Source organism: Streptomyces sp. NPDC030245, from assembly GCF_055572995.1.
Genome location: NZ_JBVICF010000002.1, coordinates 945,006 through 961,551 on the forward strand (window position 1 = coordinate 945,006; position 16,546 = coordinate 961,551).

Here is a 16,546-nt window from a genome sequence, read left to right on the forward strand (position 1 = left end):
GGGGCGGTCGCCGACCGCGCCCCTTCAGGGGCGGGGAGTCAGCGAGAGGGCCACCTTGGGCGCGGCCCGACGCCCCCTCTCCAGGAGTTCGAACGCCTTGTCGACGTCGGTGAGCTCGAAGACGTCGGCGATCATGCCCTTCGCCGAGAGGACGCCCTCGGCGAAGAGCCGCAGCGCGCGCTCGTAGTAGTCGAGCCCGTGCCGCACGCCGGTCATGGTGACGCCGCGCAGCACCAGCTCGGAGGCGTCGACGGCCGGCAGCGGGTCGTTGGGCACGCCGACCGCCGCGATGCGGCCTCCGACGTCCGCGACCCGCAGCGCCTCCAGGAGGGCCGGCACCGCGCCGGACGCCTCGATGACGACGTCGTAGTCGCCGTCGCGCGCCTCACCGGGCAGGAAGGCGTGTTCGGCCCCCATCCGCAGCGCGGCGCCGATGCCCGCGTCGTCGATGCCGACCACGTCGACCGTGCCGGCCACGCGGCGGGCCATCTGGACGGCGAGCAGGCCCATGGTGCCGGTGCCGAAGACGAGGACGCGCTCGCCGGGGAAGACCCCGACCTTGTCCAGCGCCGCGAGCACCGTGACCGCCGGCTCCGCGAGCGCCGCCGCGAAGTCGTCGACGCCCGGCGGCACCTTCGTCAGGGACTGGGCGGGGAGCCGGATGAACTCCGCCGCCGCGCCCTGCTGTCCGTAGAGGCCGACCTCCTTCAGCTGTGAGCATTCGTTGCGGTGGCCCCGCTGGCAGGCGCGGCAGCCCCCGCAGGAGAGCATGGTCTGCCCGACGACCCGGTCGCCGATCTCCAACTGCCGGGAGTACTGGCAGTTCCCGGCGATCGCCACCACACGTCCGACCCACTCGTGGCCGAACACGTGGGGCATCGTTGCCCGGCCGTCCCGCACATAGCTGGCCGTGCCGTGCAGGAGTTCGAGGTCGGTGCCGCAGATGCCGACCGTCGTCGGGGCCACCAGGACGTAGCCGAGCTCGGGGCCCGGTATCTCCACCTCCACCTGGCCGACCTTGTTGGCGTCCATGATCGCGGCAGCGCTCATGGAACCGTGCGGCCAGCGCCCGCACAGCAGGTCGTCCGTGGGGGGCAGCACCTTTTCGTGGTGTTCAGCCAATGTATCCGCTCCTCGGTCAGTGCCCGTCGTCGATCGGCGGGCGGAAAATCGGGGTCTGCTCACGCGCCGGCAACTCCGGCACCCGGGCAGGCAGTTGCGCGACGACGTCGGCGGGCAGCACGCGTACGGCGAGGAGGTCGAGCCCCTCCCCTCCCGCGGTGACCCGCACCGCGGCACGGGCCCCGACGAGCAGCGCGCCACCGGCGCCGAGCGCGTGCTCCGCGGGCGCATCACCGCCGTCGGCCGCGGCCCCCGCTCCGTCCGCGGTCTCCGTGTGCACCGACGCCGATCCGGCGACCGCGTAGAGGGCGGCCTCGGTGCCGTGGGCCGGCTCGTGCGTCCAGGTGGCGCCGGGGGCCAGCCACAGCTGTTCGAAGGACTCGCACTCGCTGTGCAACATGCCCCGGCGGGCGAGGCAGCGCCAGGTGCCGCCGGTGCCACCGGTGTCCGGGGCGGCCGCGCGCAGGCGGAAGGAGGGCGGGGCAGGTGTGCTGACGATCACCGGGCGGCCTCCGACGACGCGACGGCGACCTCCGCGTGGAAGAGCTCGAGGCCGCCCTCGCGGTCCGCGCCGATCCGGGCCCGCGTGCCCAGCGGCAGCGTCACGGCCGTGCCCGGGTGGAGCTCGGCGGTGCCGCTGCCGTTCTCGACCCAGCCCGTTCCGGACACCACGAACACCATGTGCTCGCGCCCGTCCGCCGTCAGCTCGACGGTGCCGGAGGCGTCGACCGTCTCCAGGGCGACGGAGCGCATGGGGCCGGTGAAGACGCCGGCCGGGGAGACGGAGCGCTCGGCTCGCAGGTCGTGAAGGCGTGCGGTGGGCACCGGGCGCTCCTCCTTGGCAGGGGCGTTGACGGGGGCAGAGGCAGGGGTGGGGGCGGTGGTGGGAACGGCCGGTGTGTCCGGGCCGTCGGCGCCGAGTGCCGCGCTGAAGCGGGGCGAACGCATCTCGATGACCAGCCAGGCCAGATCGCTGTCGCCCGTGTTGCGCAGGCCGTGGACGGTGCCGAGGCCGGTGAGGATCAGCGAGCCGGGCGCGATCGGGTGGGCGGTGCCGTCGAGGTAGATCTCGCCGGTCCCGGAGAGGATGAAGTAGACCTCCTCGGTCCGGGTGTGCAGATGCTCACCGCTGACGCCGCCCGGCGGGACGCACGCCCATTCGACGGCTTCCCAGCCGCCGCGCAGGTCCGCGCCGGACGCGAGGGCCTTCCAGCGGGTCACCCCCGTGGTGCCGTGCACGCCGTGGATCTCGGCGGGGCCGCTGACATCGCCGACGATCACTGCGGCACGGGGCGCGAAGGCCCCTTCCGGGGACGAGACCGGGGCCGGGGATGGGGTCGGGGTCGGAGCCGGGGTCGGCGCGTAGGCGGTCTCAGACATGCTGCGGGCCTTCCACGCGGCGGCCCGCCGTGCGCAGTTCCGCCACGCCCTCCAGCAGCTCCTGTTCGGTGAGGTCGTTGACGAAGGTGACGTCGCCGATGCCGACCGGGAGCGGGAGGCGCTGTCGGCCGTCGCGGTGGCGGACGGTGTCGCGCAGCGCGGCGGCGAGGAGCTCCGGCTGGTCCAACAGGTCGTCCCAGGCGGGCAGTTCCAGTGCGTGCATCACGTCGTAGACGCGCTGTGCGTCCACGTCGCTGATCAGGCCGCGCCGCCGGGCGAGGGCCGTGGTGAGCGCCATGTCGACGCAGACCGCCTCGCCGTGCAGCAGCGCGGGCAGGGCCCGCATCTCGACGGTCGGGCTGAAGGTGTGCCCGTAGTCGACCGAGCGCTCCAGCTTGGCTTCCCACAGGTTGGGCTGGAGCTCCTCGAGCATGCCCTGGATGGCGCGGCGCACGACCTCGCGCGCGGCGTCCTCGCCCGCTTCGCTCTCGCCCTGGAACTTCTCGTTCAGCAACAGCGGGCCGTGGCTCTCCAGGACGTCGAAGAGCCGGGCGTCCTTGATCAGGGCGATCTTGAGGATCTCGGCGAGTCCGTTGCCGATGTGCCGGCGGTCGAGCGTGGCGAGGAAGGTGCGGTCCAGGAGGGTGAGGTCGGCCGGGAAGTAGGTGCCGAGCCGGTTCTTGTGCCCGTTGAAGTTGACGCCGGTCTTGGCGCCCACGCCCGCGTCGACCAGGCCGATCAGGGTGGTGGGGACGCGGATGAAGGGGGTGCCGCGGCGGTAGAGGCTGCTCGCCAGGCCGACGATGTCCATGAGGACGCCGCCGCCGATGACGATGAGGGGTTCCCTGCGCCGGTCCACGCCGAAGGCGTCGAGCTCCTCGACGATGCGGGCCGCGGTCTCGAAGTTCTTGACGGTCTCGTCGGCGGGTACGACGCAGATGACGTGCTCGACGTCGTGGTAGTCGAAGTAGGCGCGGATGCGGTTGCCGTGCAGCAGGTCGACGTCGGAGTCGAGCACCACGAACCGGCGCAGGCGCTTGCCGGGAGCGGCCGCCGGTTCGAGCAGGTCCGTGCGCTCGAAGTCGAACAGGCCGTCGGCGACGCGCACTTCGTAGCTGACCGGCTTGGCGGTGCGGACCACCCACGCGTCGATGCGCTCGCTGTAGGCGTACAGGCCCGCGCTGGGCTGCGCCGCGCCGACTGCGTCGCCGGCGGAGCCTGCCGCCCCGTACTCGGTGGCTGTGGCGCGCTCGCTGGGTCGGCCCAGAAGCGCCGAAATGTTGCCGGACACGGATCACCTCAACTGGTTCGGAGAGTGGTTCGGTAAGCGGTTCGAAAGAGAGCCTCTCGGTGCTGGAGAGCGACTTAATCTATGCATCCTCAAGCAATCACTCGCAAGGCCGATCGGCCATTTCCTGGACTTGCCGAAGTAGCAGCGCATGCCCTGCCGGGGGCTCCGAGAAGAACAGAACGACTGCTACGTTCTGCCGTAATCACATATCCACAGGAGGAAGACACGTGCGTGCCAGCTCCCTGCCCCGCTACGGGGGCCCCGAACTGCTGACCGTGGCCGAGCTGTCCCGCCCCACGCCCGCGCCGGGACAGATCCTGGTCCGCGTCGCGGCGTCGGCGGTGAACCCGGTCGACCTCGAAGTGCGTTCGGGGGCGGCGGCCGACAACATCGGCCACGGCTTCCCGATGATCCTCGGCTGGGATCTCTCCGGCGTCGTGGCGGAGTGCGGCCCCGGGGTGGACCGCTTCACCGCGGGCGACCGGGTCGTCGCCATGTCGGCCCAGATGGCCACCGGAGTGGGCACCCACGCGCAGTACGTCGCGCTCGACGCGGACCTCGCCGCGCCGGCCCCACGCACCGCCGAACTCCCGCACGCGGCCGCGCTGCCGCTCGCCGGGCTCACCGCCCACCAGGCGCTCGAACTCCTCGACCCGCCGGCGGGCGGCACCCTGCTCGTCACCGGCGCGGCCGGGGCCGTGGGCGGGTTCGCCGTCCAACTGGCCGCCTCCCGCGGCCTGAAGGTGCTCGCCTCCGGGCGGCCGGACGACGCCGACCGGCTGCTGGCGCTGGGCGCCCACGAGGCGTACTCCGACGAGCACCCCGTGCCGCCCGGCGCCGTCGACGGTCTCCTGGAGACCGCGGGGCAGCCCGCCTCCATCGCCGCGGTGCGCGACGGCGGCCGCGCCGTCTCGATCGTGCCCACGGCGCCGCCCGTCGCGGAACGCGGCATCGACGTACGCATGTCGTTCGTGGAGCAGGACGGCCGGCGCCTCGAAGAGCTCTCCGCCCTGGTGGACGAGGGCGTGCTCACCCTGCGGGTGGCCGCGACGTTCCCGCTGGCCGAGGTGGGCGAGGCGCACCGGCGACTGGCGGCGGGCGGCTCCCGCGGCAAGCTGCTGATCTCTCCCTGGGACTGAGTGCTGCCGCGCCCGTCGTGATGTGCCCCGTGACCCCGACCCCGTGACTTGGAACAGCCATGCCGTTTGCCCTCTTCCCCTTGATGCTCTGCGTCTTCAGTGTCGGCAGCGCGGAGCTGGTCGTCGCCGGTGTGCTGCCCGCCATCGCCGATGACCTGGACGTCTCCCTGTCCGACGCGGGCCTGCTCGTGACGGCGTACGCGCTCGGCGTCGTGGTCCTCGGCCCGCTCGTCACCCTCGCCACCAGCCGGGTGCCCCGTACTCCCCTGCTGCTCGGCCTGATGGGGCTGTTCGCGGCGAGCAACGTGCTGGCCGCCCTGGCCCCCACCTACCCGGTCCTGATGACCGCCCGCGTCCTGTCGGCCATCACCCACTGCACGCTGTTCGCCGTCTGCATCGTCGTCGCGGGATCGCTGGCGGAGAAGGGCAAGGAGGCCTCGGCCGTGTCGCGGGTCGCCGTCGGCCTCAACCTCGCCACCGTGCTCGGTGTGCCGCTCGGCGTCCTCCTGGAGGAGCACTTCGGCTGGCGGTCGGCGTTCTGGAGCATCGCCGGGCTGAGCCTGCTCGCCCTCGCCCTGGTCGCCCTGCGGCCGCCCGTCACGCCCGCGCCGGTCACCGGCGGGTCCGGTGGCGTCGGTGCCGAGCTGCGGGTGCTGCGCAACCGCACGGTGCAGATGGCCATCCTGCTCACCGCGTTGGCGATGGCGGGCGTCTTCACGGCGTACACCTTCGTGAACCCCATCCTCACCTCGATGGGCGGGTTCGCCGACTCGACGGTCAGCTGGCTGCTGCTGCTCGTCGGCTGCGGCTCCCTCGTCGGCAACCTCATCGGCGGCAAACTGGCCGACCGGGCGCTGATGCCCTCCCTCGTCGGTGTCCTCGCGGTGCTCGGCGCCGACCTCGCCCTGATGGCGCTCGGCGGCGACGTGCCCTGGCTCCTGCTCGTCCTGCTCGTCGTCTTCGGCGCCGCCTACTTCGCCGTCATGCCGGGGTTGCAGGCACGCATCCTGACCGGGGCCGGGGACGGGGCGCCCACGCTCGCCATCGCCATCAACATCGGCGCCTTCAACATCGGCATCGCCTTCGGCGCCTGGTTCGGCGGTCAGCTCCTCGGCCTGGACCTCGGACTGCGCGTGGTCATCGCCGCCTCGGCCCTCCTGTCCTGGCTCGCGACGGCCGTCGCGGTCGGCGAGCTCAGGAAGGACCGGCGCGCCGTGCACGGTGCCGCCGCGCCCGCGCCGGCCGGCCCGGCCCCCGTGCCGGCCCCGCCCGTCCCCGCCTCGGCCGACTGACGGTCACCGACCGCGGCCACCTCCCGCGGCAGCAACCAGCTGCCGCACCCGACTTCTTCTGGAGTAGCACTGATGAGTGAGCTCACCCGGCGCAAGGTCCTGCGGCGGTCCGCCGTGGCGGGCGGCGCGGCCCTGGGCGCGACGCTGCCCGTCACGGGCCCCGCACAGGCCGCGCCCGCCCGGGTCACGGCCGCGCGCACCGCGTCCGCCGCGGCCTCGGCGGTCACCGTCCGCCCCGACGACGCCCGTTACCCGGAGCTGATCCGCGGCACCAACCAGCGCTGGGTCGGCAAGCCCGACTACGTGCGCCTCGTCTCCTCCGCCGACCAGGTGGTCGACGCGGTCAAGGAGGCCGTCGCCGCGGGCAAGCGCGTGGCGGTGCGCAGCGGCGGCCACTGCTACGAGAACTTCACCACCAGCTCCGACATCAAGGTCCTCATCGACCTGTCGCAGCTGACGACGGTGGACTACGACGCCGAACGGCGGGTCTTCGTGGTGGAGCCCGGCGTCTGGCTCTCCGACGTCTACAGCACCCTGTTCAAGCGCTGGGGGGTCACCCTGCCCGGCGGCTCATGCCCCTCGGTGGCGGCCGGCGGCCACATCGTCGGCGGCGGCTACGGCGCGCTCTCCCGGCTGTTCGGACTCACCGTCGACCACTTGTACGGCGTCGAGGTCGTGACGGTGGACAAGGACGGGACCGTGCGCAAGGTCGTCGCGACCCGTGACTCCACCGACGCCCGCCTGCGCGACCTGTGGTGGGCGCACACCGGAGGCGGCGGCGGCAACTTCGGCATCGTCACCAAGTACCTGCTGCGCACGCCGGGCGCCACCGGCTCCGACCCCGCAGACCTCCTCCCCCGCCCCCCGGCGGAGCTGCTGACCAGCACCGCCACCTGGTCCTGGGACGGCCTGACGCAGACGGGCTTCAAACGCCTGGTGAAGAACTACGGCGACTGGTTCGTCGCCCACGGCGGGCCCGACGCCGCGCACCTCGACCTGTTCAGCCAGCTCAAGGCGGCACACCGGTCGGCGGGCGCGATCACCATGGTGACGCAGCTCGACGCCACCCGCTCCGGGGCCGAAGCCGACCTCGACGCCTTCGTCGCCGCGGTCGGCGCGGGGGTGCCCGGCACGCCGCGGGTCAGCACCCAGCGGCTGCCGTTCCTGCACGCCACCAAGTGGCCGGGGTTCGCGGGCGGCGACCCCACGCTGCGCTTCGAGGACAAGTCCGCCTACATGCGGGCCGGGTTCCCCGACGACCAGCTCGCGGCCGCGTACCACCACCTGACCCGCACCGACTACACCAACCCGGCGGCGCTGCTGCTGATCGCGGGGTACGGCGGCCGCGTCAACGCCGTCGCGCCGGACGCGACCGCCGTGGCCCAGCGGGACTCGGTGATGAAGCTCCAGTACCTCGCGTTCTGGCAGGACGCCGCGGAGGACGAGCGGCACCTGGCGTGGGTGCGCGAGTTCTACCGGGACGTCTACGGCGCCTCCGGCGGCGTGCCCGCGCCGGGCCGGGTGACCGACGGCTGCTTCGTCAACTACGCCGACGTCGACCTCGGCGACCCGGCGCTCAACACCTCGAAGACGCCCTGGCACGCCCTCTACTACAAGGGCAACTACCCCCGCCTGCAACGGGTGAAGGCGCACTGGGACCCGCGCGGCATCCTGCGCCACGCCCAGTCCGTCGAGCCCTCCGCGGGCTGACCCGCACCCCTGACTTCCGCGGCCCCTCACCGGACCGCGGTGCCGCGCCGGGGTCACCGGCGCGGCCTCCCCTCCCGCACGACAGCGACACGACAGCAAGGAGAAAGCGATGCCTTTCGCTTCCACGCACGGTTCCAAGGTGGAGTACTTCGAGACCGGCACCGGTCCCGGTCTCGTCCTGGTGCACGGCACCGGCGGCGACGCGGGAACGTACGACCAGCTGCGCGACACCTTCAGTGACCGCCGTACCGTCGTCGTCCCCAACTACTCGGGCAGCGGCGCCACCGAGGACGAAGGCGGCCCGCTGACCCTGGACCTGCTCGTCGCCCAGATCGACGCCGCGATCGAGGACAGCAGCGCCGAGGGCCCGGTGGACCTGCTCGGCTGGTCGCAGGGCGCGCTGGCCGTCGCCGCCTACGCCGCCGTGCACCCGGAGAAGGTGCGGCGTCTGGTGCTGCTCACGGGCTGGATCAAGAACGACGCGCGCCAGCAGCTCTACTTCGACCTGTGGCACCGCCTCGACCAGCTCGACCACGAGACCTTCGGCCGGTTCCTCCAGCTGAACGGCTGGACCACGCAGCAGGTGAATTCCTTCGGCGTCGCCGGCGTCGAGGAGATGGTGTCGGGCGGCGTCCCCGCGGGCATCGGCCGGCAGATCGCGCTCAACCTGGAGCTCGACATCACCGAGCACCTGCCCAGGATCACCGCACCGACCCTGGTGATCGGTGCCACGCACGACCACATGATCCCGGTCGAGCACTCCCGCGCGCTGCACGCGGCGATCAAGGGCAGCCGGTACGCCGAGCTGGCGGCGGGCCACTTCGCGGTCTTCGAGAAGCCCGCCGAACTGGCCGAACTGGTCCAGGAGTTCCTGGAGGAGGACGGCATCGAGGGCGAGGCCGCCGCGGCCTGACCCGACGCGTAGCGCGCACGTTCGCACGGAGCCCGGTGGGGGCGGCCCGAGCCGCCCCCACCGGGCTCCGTCGTGTCCTAGGACGCCGGAGAGGCCGGGGTGTGGCGGAGCCGGTTGACCAGCGACGCCGTCTCCGGCTCGAAGGCAGCCATGTCGAGCGCGAGGGCCAGCTCCTTGGCGAACGTGCCGTGCGCTTGGCCGACGAGTCTGCGGCCCTCCGCCGTGAGGTGCGCGAACATCACGCGCCGGTCCTCCTCGCCGACCGTACGGGCGACGAGGTCCTCGTTCTCCAGGCGGCTGACCAGGCGGCTCATCGTGGACTGGCTCGATCCCACCGAGTCGGCCAGCTCCTGCATGCGCAGCGGGCCGCGGGCCAGGACCGAGAGGGCCGTGAACTCCGACGCCGTCACGCCGTGTTGCCGCTGAAGCTTCTTGTCGAGGGTCGTACTCACCCCGTTCACCAGAAGCAGCAGTTGCCTCCACAACTCGAGCTCGCCACCGAGTCGTCCGCGTGCGGCGGTCGCCATACCGTCCCTCACCGTCCTGTCCTTAGCCTGCGCCCGGACCCCGGCCCCCTTGAGGCGGTTCCGCGCCTCACGGTGTCGTCACAGCAGTGAATACTTGCCTTTGCAAGCATAGGACAGAGCGGCGGCCAGGACCAGGGTGCACGAAAGCGAACGAGCCGGCGCACCCTGGGAGTGGGGTGCGCCGGCTCGTTCACCGCCGAAAGGCGGGGGCCTACTTCAGGGCGACGCGGGGCTGCCCCTCACCGCGGGGCCGCCGCTCACCGCGCGGTTTGGCGAACCTGCGCATCATGGGCATCTCGACTCCCTTGTGCAGCAGCCACGCGAAGGCGAGGCACACCACGAAGTACAGGGCCATGACGCCGAGCCCCCCGGCGAACCCGAACTGGCGCGTCTCGCCGATCAGCGAACGGACGTGCACGAGCAGGACGTTGTGCACGATGTAGAAGGCGAACGACACCTCACCCAGCCACACCATGGCGCGGCCTCGGAAGGGCGAGCGGTCCCCGCGCAGGTCCGTGGCGGCGACGGTGGGGATGAGCAGGGCGAACGGGATGAGCGCCGCCGCGTTGAGCCCGAAGAGCCAGGGCGTGGCGTTGGCGATCGCGTAGCCCACGACGACGAGACCGCAGGCGGGCAACAGCCCGAGGTTGATCCACCGGCCGGTCATGAGGATGCGCGCCATGACGATGCCGAGGACGAAGTCGAGGGTGCGCACCGGCGGCAGCATGTAGACGGCCCAGTACTGGACCTCCGAGACCGGGAAGCCGTTGGACATGGTGCCGTCGGGCAGCAGGAGGTAGCCGAGGGCCGGGATCGCGGTGCTCGTGGCGACGAGGCCGCCGGCCCACGCCCACAGCCGCTCGGGGCGGATGCCCGCGATCCACCGGTGCAGCAGGGGGAAGCAGAGGTAGAAGAAGACCTCGCAGGAGAGCGACCAGCTCGGCGGGTTGATGCTCAGGTACGTGTGGTAGTCCGGAATCCACGTCTGGAGCAGGAGCAGGTTGGGCAGCCACTGCTGCCAGGTCGCGGTGGCCGCGGCGAAGAGCACCATCGCCCCGATCCAGCCGACCACGTGGCTGGGGTAGAGCTTGACGAGGCGGCGGCGCCAGAACCTGCGGGGCGTGTCGCCCGGGCGCGCGGAGTAGGTGAGGATGAAGCCGCTGAGCAGGAAGAAGAAGGTGACGCCCATCCACCCCGTCTTGCTCGCGGCCGCGTGGAAGAAGTCGGATGCCCCGCCGCTGAAGGGGTTCAGGGGCGGTTCCGTCGTCAGGGACGCGTGGAAGAGGAAGACCATCATCGCGGCGATGAAGCGCAGGCCGGTCAGCGAGGGCAGCCGGGCGAAGCCCTCGGGCCCGGTGGGTGGGGCCGGGGCCTTGCTGCCAAGGGGTGTACTGCCGAGGGGTGCGACGTTCGTCGCCATGGAGACCTCCGTGGGTGAAGGGAGCGGGTAACGGACGGAAACAGCAGGAGTCAATGCATGCTGATGCAAGGGTTAGCGCCGCTTCGGGTGCGAACGCGGTGTCGGCGTGGGTACGCCACCGCGAGGGCCCCGGGTCGCGGTCCCCGCCGCGAGGTCCCGCTGGATCGCGGCGAAGGAGCGGTTCTTCGTCTCGGGGACCACGCGCACCACGAAGATCAGGGCGCCGGCGCAGACCGCGGCGAAGCACCAGAAGACGGCGGCCTCGCCGAACAGGTCGGCCGCGGGCAGGAAGAGCTGGCCGACGACGAAGTTGGCGGACCAGTTGACGAGGACGCAGAGCGCCACGCCCCTGGCGCGCACGGCCGGCGGGAAGATCTCCGCGGCGAGGATCCAGAAGACCGGGCCGATGCCGACCGCGAAGGCGGACACGTAGAGCCCCATGGAGACCAGGCCCACCTCGTGCGAGACCCCGCCGAACGCCCCGTTCAGGGCGCAGCCGAGCGGCACGAGCGCCGCCGCCATGCCGACCAGGGAGAGGACGAGAAGCGGCTTGCGGCCCGCCCGGTCGACCAGCGGGATCGCGGCGACCGTCATGAGCAGGTTGGCCACGCCGATGGCGACGGAGTACATGATCGAGTTGGTGGCGGGCAGGCCGGCCCGCTGCATGATGCTGGGCGCGTAGTAGATGATCGTGTTGATCCCCGCGAACTGCTGTACCGCCCCGATCGTGACGCCGATCAGCAGCGCGCGCCGCACGACGGGCTCGGCGAGCATCCGGCGCAGGGTGTCCGGCCCGGCGCCCGGCGCGGCGCCGGGCTCGTCACCCGGGCGCACCCCCTGGTCCCGGAGCCCGGCACGTCGTCTCCGCTCGGTCCATACGGGGCTCTCGGGCACGAAGAAGAGGCCCACCAGCATCAGGACGGACGGGACCAGGCCGACGCCGAACATCGCACGCCAGTTGGCGTCCTCGGCGAACCAGAGGTTGATCAGGTACGAGACGAGGATGCCCGCGGTGAGCAGGATCTGGTTGACCGTGATGAGACGGCCGCGCAGCCTGGGCGGCGCCACCTCGGCCAGGTACAGCGGAACGAGCGAGGACGCCGAGCCCACGGCGACGCCGAGGATCACCCGCGCGGCCACCAGGGTCCAGAAGCCGGTGGCCAGGGTGGCGAGGGCAAGACCCAGCGTGAAGGTGGCGGCGATGACGATCAGCACCGTGCGGCGCCCCCAGCGGTCCGCGGGGCCACCGCTCCAGAGCGCGCCGGCCGCCGCGCCGAGGAGCAGGGACGAGATGACCGCGCCCTCCTGGAACGACGTCAGGTGGAAGTCCGCCTTGAGGAACAGCAGGGCTCCCGAGATGACGCCCGTGTCGAAGCCGAAGAGCAGTCCGCCCAGGGCGACGACGCCCACGGTGAGCGCCAGCCGCCAGGGCGGGACGGCCGGTTCGGCGCTTTCGGGCACCGCCCGCAGGGGCGGTCGCGTCGCCTGGTCAATTTCCACGGTCACCGACGGCACTCGCTTTCTTGAGTCTGCGTACGTGTGGGACTTCGTAGGGATGGCGGAGCCTCAGACGCCGTACCTCGTCCGGTACAGGGCGAAGCGGCTGTGCAACTCCCGCCGGGACAGGCCGAATTCGGCGGGATGGAAGGGGCGGGTGCGGCGCGCCTCGCGGGCCGTTCCGTCGACGAACGTCGACACCACCCGGTCGAACATCGGCGTCGCGGTGACGCCGGCGAAGGCGAGCACGGCACGCACCTGCCCGGCCGGGTCCGCCACCAGGTCGGCGAAGCGCACGTCAAGGAGCCGCCCCCGGGGCACGTCGAGCCGCGCCCGCTCGGACGCCACGAGGTGGCGCTCGACGCGGTCGGCCCACTCCTGTCCGGCGGGCCGTGCCTGCCGGGCCGTCCGTCCGCGCAGGGCCGTCGCGATGCCGGCGCACGCGGCGACGGTGTCCGCCGGATCGCGGTGCACCTGGACCACCTTGGCGTCGGGGTAGACCCGGAGCAGCTGCTTCAGACCGCGGGCGTGGAAGGAGTCGCGCAGGACGAGCCTGGAGGCCGGGATCCGCCAGGTGACCGCCTGGAGCTGGGCGCGGTGGAACGCGTACGCCTCGGTCGGGTCCGCGCTCTCCAGCCATGCGGCGTAGCCGGGCACACGCCAGGCGAGTGTCGCCATCATGCCGTGGAACGCGTTGCCGAGCAGCCGGTGGCAGCCGCCGGGCCGTGCGGCGTCGACGAGGAGCCCGGAGCCCCGCCCCGCGGTGGCGCGCGTCAGGTTCCGTGCGACGCTCCCGGCGCGGTCCAGTGCGGCGCGGCGCTGCCGGAGGGTGGCGGGGCGGCCTGCCGGGTCGTGCAGTTCGGCCAGGGTCGGCGCGTCGAGGCCGGGGTGCTCCGCCAGGGCGTTGTGCAGCATCGCGGCGCCGCTGCCCGGGAGTCCGGTGACGAAGACCGGGGCCCGGATGTCGTTCAGCGTGATCTCGGGCCGGTCCCGCAGCAGCCGGATCATCTGCTGCTGCTTCTGAAGGGCGGCGAGCAGCTCGGAGCGGGCGGCCCTGCGGCCCTCGGCGTGCAGGCCGGCCTCGGTGTCGAGGGAGTGCAGGAGCCGGTCGAGCGCCGGCAGGAAGCGCAGTCCGACGGCGTCCGCGTCACCGTCCTCCCGCATCCGTTCCAGGAGGTCGTCGACGGCGAGCACGTCGCGCTCGCACCCGCTCGCGCGCTCGCCCGGCGCCCCGCGCCCCGTCGTCCACAGCAGGTCGCCGGACGCCCGTCGCGGCTGTCCGCCGCCCCTCCCCCATGCCGGTCCGCCGCCGGGTCCGCCCCAGGGGACAGCCGACTCGCGTGCGGGGACAGCGGTTTCACTCCGTCTGCTCACCGACCCACCTTCCAGATACGTGCCGGACCGACTGCCGTGCGCGCCGCGGCCGCACGGTGGCGGGGCCACGTCCGCGTCGGCCCGCCGGGTCTTGGATTCCTTCGCTCGCGCGTCACGCCCGCGCAGCACCCTCGCGAGACAGCGCCCCTACGACGAGGTGGAGAGGCCCGGCAGGACGAGCGCCCAGAGGCGGGAGAGGTGCCGCTCCACGCCGCCGCCGCTGCGGCCCTCCCAGAGGCGGGACTCCGCGCCGGCCAGGAGATATTCGGCGAGGAGCGCCACGTCGTCCTCGCTGACGGCGGGATCGAGTCCGCCCCGGTCCGCGCGGGCCAGGGTCTCGGCCACCGTGGGCAGCCAGAGCCCGGACCAGGTGCCGTCCTCCCCGGGCAGTTCGCGCCACAGCCGGGTCGCCGCCCGCACCACCTCGTCCTGTTCGAGCAGCCGCGCCAGGTCGAGGGTGAGCGCGACCACGGTGTCGAGCGGCGGCGTCGTGGCCGCGCCCGCTTGTGCCACACACGCGCGGACGGTGGCGTCCCCGCGCGTCCGCACCGCCTGGGCGAGACCCGCCTTGGAGGCGAAGTGGAAGGTGAGGGCGCCGACCGAGATGCCGGCGGACCGGGCCACACGGCCCAGGGATGTGCCCTCGTACCCCGTGTGCTCGAACTCGCGGGCCGCCGCGCGGACCAGGGCCTCCCTGGTCCTCGCGGCCCGTTCCTGCTTCACCATCGCGCCCTTCCCTGTTCCCCGGAGTCCTCGATCCCGCTCCGGTCCTGCACGCCACAGCCACTTTGGGCACTGGGCGGTGCGCCGACAACGCCGACTTCCGAAAGTCGCCCCTCCGGTTGTCGGGGGGCGCGGAACTTGGCCAAGTAGCGAACACCTGCCCCCGGGACTTCAAAAGAAAACGAACGTTCTCTATTATTGCCGGAGTCAGGCGCCATGACGGGGAGGGAATGCCATGACAGAGCTCCAGGACCACCGGCTGCCCGAGCTGATCGGGGACGCGTCGATCACCTCGTACGCGGAGACGGTCTTCGGGCACCTGCGCCGCGCGGATCAGCGGCGCTGGGCCGCCGCCTACGTGCTGGGACTGCTCACCACGCCCGGCAGGAAGTCGGTCAGGCGACTCGCGGCACAGCTGCACGCGGGCCCGACGGCCGCCCAGTCCCTGCACCAGTTCGCCAACGCCAGCCCCTGGGACTGGGATCCGGCCCGCCGCGAGCTGCTGCGCCTGGCCGAGAGCCACCTCCGGGTGCGCGCCTGGACCATCGGCGTCGCGGTGCTGCCGAAGCGCGGCAGCCACTCCTGCGGCGTGCACCAGCGGTTCGAGCGCGCCACCGGGCGTACGGTCAACTGCCAGATGGGAATAGGCCTGTTCCTGTCGTCGGACACCGCGCACGTCCCCGTGGACTGGCGGCTGCGGATCTCCAAGGAGTGGCACGAGGACGAGGAGCTGCGCGCGCGGACGCGCATCCCGGAGACCGTGCGGCACTGCTCCCCCGCGGAGCACGCCCTGGACCTCGTGGACTCGCTCACGCCCTTCAGCCGCCGTGAACCGGTGCCGGTCGTCGCCGACACGAGCCACCACCCGACATCCGGGGCGCACCTGGCCACGGAGCTGACCGCGCGCGGGCGCCACTGCGTGCTCGCCGTGCCGCACGGCCTGCGCGTCGTACCGGAGGGCCGGCGCGTGGTCGCGCCGGGCTCACCCGACGGGGCGCTCACCGCCGGGCGGCTCCTCCAACTCCTCGCGCCCAAGGGGCCCGCGGCCCTCGCGGTCGGACTCAGGCAGGGTCCGCCGCGCGAAGGCCGCCTGGTCTCCGCCCTGGTGCGGCTGCCGGGACGGCGCGGCGTCTCCCCCGGCGTCTACCGCCTCTTCGCCCGACGGAGCCCCGGGGCCCAGGGGGTCGGACGCGTCTGGCTCACCAGCCTGGTGCACTCGCCGCTGCGCGACCTGCTGCCCCTGGTGCAGGCGCAGTCCGGCACCGTCGCCGCCCTCGCGGACCTCACGGAGAACTACGGCCTGCGCGACTTCGAGGGGCGTTCGTATCCCGGCTGGCACCACCACATGACGCTGGCTTCCGCCGCGTACGCGTATCACCGGCTCGGCGCGGGAGGCCCGGCCGTGCGGGGGCCGCAGCATGGCGGCGCACCGCTCTAGGCGGCCGCCCGGTCGAAGTCGATGGCGCTGTACGCGCGCAGCTTGGAGAGGCGGTGGTCGGAGTCGATCTTGCGGATCGTGCCCGACTTGGAGCGCATGACCAGCGACGAGGTGGAGGCGGTGGCCGAGCGGTAGCGGACGCCCTGGAGCAGTTCGCCGTCGGTGATGCCGGTGGCGACGAAGAAGACGTTGTCGCCCTTGACCAGGTCGTCCGTGGACAGGGTGCGGTCCAGGTCGTGTCCCGCGTCGATGGCGCGCTGGCGCTCGGCGTCGTCCTTGGGCCACAGCTTGCCCTGGATGGTGCCGCCCAGGCACTTGATGGCGCAGGCCGAGATGATGCCCTCGGGCGTGCCGCCGATGCCCATCAGCAGGTCGACGCCGGTGCCCTCGCGCACGGCCATGACCGAGCCGGCGACATCGCCGTCGGAGATGAACTTGATGCGGGCGCCGGTCTCGCGGATCTCCTTGACGATGCCCTCGTGGCGGGGGCGGTCCAGGATCATGACGGTGACGTCCTCGGGCGAGGAGTTCTTGGCCTTGGCGACGCGGCGGATGTTGACCGAGGCGGGCGCGTTGATGTCCACGTAGTCGGCGGCCTCGGGGCCGGTGACCAGCTTGTCCATGGAGAAGACGGCGGACGGGTCGAACATGGCGCCGCGGTCGGCGGCGGCCAGCACGGCGATCGCGTTGGGCATGCCCTTGGCGGTCAGCGTGGTGCCG

At 72.7% G+C, this 16,546-nt stretch carries 15 protein-coding genes; 5 read left to right on the plus strand and 10 right to left on the minus strand.

Annotated elements, in window-relative coordinates; all coding sequences use genetic code 11:
* Positions 1 to 24 precede the first annotated feature (24 nt).
* The 4 genes from ACZ4Z4_RS08625 to ACZ4Z4_RS08640 are packed head-to-tail and all read right to left on the minus strand — an operon-like array spanning position 25 to position 3,793.
* Positions 25 to 1,122, minus strand: coding sequence for a zinc-dependent alcohol dehydrogenase (locus ACZ4Z4_RS08625; protein ID WP_468324064.1), 1,098 nt, complete (start codon positions 1,120 to 1,122; stop codon positions 25 to 27).
* Positions 1,123 to 1,138: 16 nt separating this feature from the next.
* Positions 1,139 to 1,624: a pirin family protein gene (locus ACZ4Z4_RS08630; RefSeq protein WP_468324067.1), complete on the minus strand. Its 486-nt coding sequence runs from the start codon at positions 1,622 to 1,624 to the stop codon at positions 1,139 to 1,141.
* The gene (locus tag ACZ4Z4_RS08635; protein ID WP_468324070.1) at positions 1,621 to 2,502 is read right to left on the minus strand and encodes a cupin domain-containing protein; all 882 of its coding nucleotides are present in this window, start codon (positions 2,500 to 2,502) and stop codon (positions 1,621 to 1,623) included. Before ACZ4Z4_RS08635 ends, ACZ4Z4_RS08630 begins: the two co-directional genes overlap by 4 nt.
* Positions 2,495 to 3,793 carry a sedoheptulose 7-phosphate cyclase gene (locus tag ACZ4Z4_RS08640; RefSeq protein WP_468324072.1) on the minus strand — a complete coding sequence of 433 codons (1,299 nt, stop codon included), beginning with the start codon at positions 3,791 to 3,793 and terminating at the stop codon, positions 2,495 to 2,497. The genes ACZ4Z4_RS08635 and ACZ4Z4_RS08640 overlap by 8 nt, the downstream gene beginning before the upstream one ends.
* Positions 3,794 to 4,020: 227 nt before the next feature.
* On the opposite strand from ACZ4Z4_RS08640, the gene ACZ4Z4_RS08645 reads away from it, so the two are divergent.
* From ACZ4Z4_RS08645 to ACZ4Z4_RS08660, 4 genes are all read left to right on the plus strand, one after another.
* Positions 4,021 to 4,932 carry an NADP-dependent oxidoreductase gene (locus ACZ4Z4_RS08645; RefSeq protein WP_468324075.1) on the plus strand — a complete coding sequence of 304 codons (912 nt, stop codon included), beginning with the start codon at positions 4,021 to 4,023 and terminating at the stop codon, positions 4,930 to 4,932.
* A gap of 59 nt (positions 4,933 to 4,991) precedes the next feature.
* Entirely contained in the window at positions 4,992 to 6,224 is a 1,233-nt protein-coding gene (locus ACZ4Z4_RS08650) for an MFS transporter (RefSeq protein ID WP_468324077.1), read from the plus strand.
* Positions 6,225 to 6,296: 72 nt separating this feature from the next.
* A complete protein-coding gene (locus tag ACZ4Z4_RS08655) occupies positions 6,297 to 7,934 on the plus strand; it encodes an FAD-binding oxidoreductase (RefSeq protein ID WP_468324080.1) in 1,638 nt (545 codons plus the stop codon).
* Positions 7,935 to 8,043: 109 nt separating this feature from the next.
* Positions 8,044 to 8,847, plus strand: a complete 804-nt coding sequence (locus ACZ4Z4_RS08660; protein ID WP_468324083.1) for an alpha/beta fold hydrolase — start codon at positions 8,044 to 8,046, stop codon at positions 8,845 to 8,847.
* A 77-nt stretch (positions 8,848 to 8,924) separates the two neighbouring features.
* Here ACZ4Z4_RS08660 and ACZ4Z4_RS08665 read toward each other — a convergent pair whose 3' ends face one another.
* The 5 genes from ACZ4Z4_RS08665 to ACZ4Z4_RS08685 form a co-directional block, all read right to left on the minus strand.
* Positions 8,925 to 9,299 carry a MarR family winged helix-turn-helix transcriptional regulator gene (locus tag ACZ4Z4_RS08665; protein ID WP_468324086.1) on the minus strand — a complete coding sequence of 125 codons (375 nt, stop codon included), beginning with the start codon at positions 9,297 to 9,299 and terminating at the stop codon, positions 8,925 to 8,927.
* 286 nt (positions 9,300 to 9,585) lie between these two features.
* Positions 9,586 to 10,794, minus strand: coding sequence for an acyltransferase family protein (locus ACZ4Z4_RS08670; RefSeq protein ID WP_468324088.1), 1,209 nt, complete (start codon positions 10,792 to 10,794; stop codon positions 9,586 to 9,588).
* Between the two features lie 72 nt (positions 10,795 to 10,866).
* A complete protein-coding gene (locus ACZ4Z4_RS08675; protein WP_468324091.1) occupies positions 10,867 to 12,300 on the minus strand; it encodes an MFS transporter in 1,434 nt (477 codons plus the stop codon).
* A 60-nt stretch (positions 12,301 to 12,360) separates the two neighbouring features.
* On the minus strand, positions 12,361 to 13,665 hold the full coding sequence (locus ACZ4Z4_RS08680) for a sulfotransferase family protein (RefSeq protein ID WP_468324094.1): 1,305 nt from the start codon (positions 13,663 to 13,665) through the stop codon (positions 12,361 to 12,363).
* Between the two features lie 147 nt (positions 13,666 to 13,812).
* Positions 13,813 to 14,391: a TetR family transcriptional regulator gene (locus tag ACZ4Z4_RS08685; RefSeq protein WP_468324097.1), complete on the minus strand. Its 579-nt coding sequence runs from the start codon at positions 14,389 to 14,391 to the stop codon at positions 13,813 to 13,815.
* Between the two features lie 232 nt (positions 14,392 to 14,623).
* Between ACZ4Z4_RS08685 and ACZ4Z4_RS08690 the strand changes: the two genes are divergently transcribed.
* The gene (locus ACZ4Z4_RS08690; RefSeq protein ID WP_468324100.1) at positions 14,624 to 15,826 is read left to right on the plus strand and encodes an IS701 family transposase; all 1,203 of its coding nucleotides are present in this window, start codon (positions 14,624 to 14,626) and stop codon (positions 15,824 to 15,826) included.
* Here ACZ4Z4_RS08690 and ACZ4Z4_RS08695 read toward each other — a convergent pair.
* A partial coding sequence (locus ACZ4Z4_RS08695; protein ID WP_468324102.1) for a fructose-bisphosphatase class II family protein occupies positions 15,823 to 16,546 on the minus strand: 724 nt, incomplete at its 5' end. The genes ACZ4Z4_RS08690 and ACZ4Z4_RS08695 overlap by 4 nt on opposite strands.

Bases quoted from the DNA above. Each gene is read 5' to 3' on its own strand.
- ACZ4Z4_RS08635 (WP_468324070.1), bottom strand. From the start codon at position 2,502: ATGTCTGAGACCGCCTACGCGCCGACCCCGGCTCCGACCCCGACCCCA.
- ACZ4Z4_RS08650 (WP_468324077.1), top strand. From the start codon at position 4,992: ATGCCGTTTGCCCTCTTCCCCTTGATGCTCTGCGTCTTCAGTGTCGGC.
- ACZ4Z4_RS08655 (WP_468324080.1), top strand. From the start codon at position 6,297: ATGAGTGAGCTCACCCGGCGCAAGGTCCTGCGGCGGTCCGCCGTGGCG.
- ACZ4Z4_RS08660 (WP_468324083.1), top strand. From the start codon at position 8,044: ATGCCTTTCGCTTCCACGCACGGTTCCAAGGTGGAGTACTTCGAGACC.
- ACZ4Z4_RS08670 (WP_468324088.1), bottom strand. From the start codon at position 10,794: ATGGCGACGAACGTCGCACCCCTCGGCAGTACACCCCTTGGCAGCAAG.
- ACZ4Z4_RS08685 (WP_468324097.1), bottom strand. From the start codon at position 14,391: ATGGTGAAGCAGGAACGGGCCGCGAGGACCAGGGAGGCCCTGGTCCGC.
- ACZ4Z4_RS08690 (WP_468324100.1), top strand. From the start codon at position 14,624: ATGACAGAGCTCCAGGACCACCGGCTGCCCGAGCTGATCGGGGACGCG.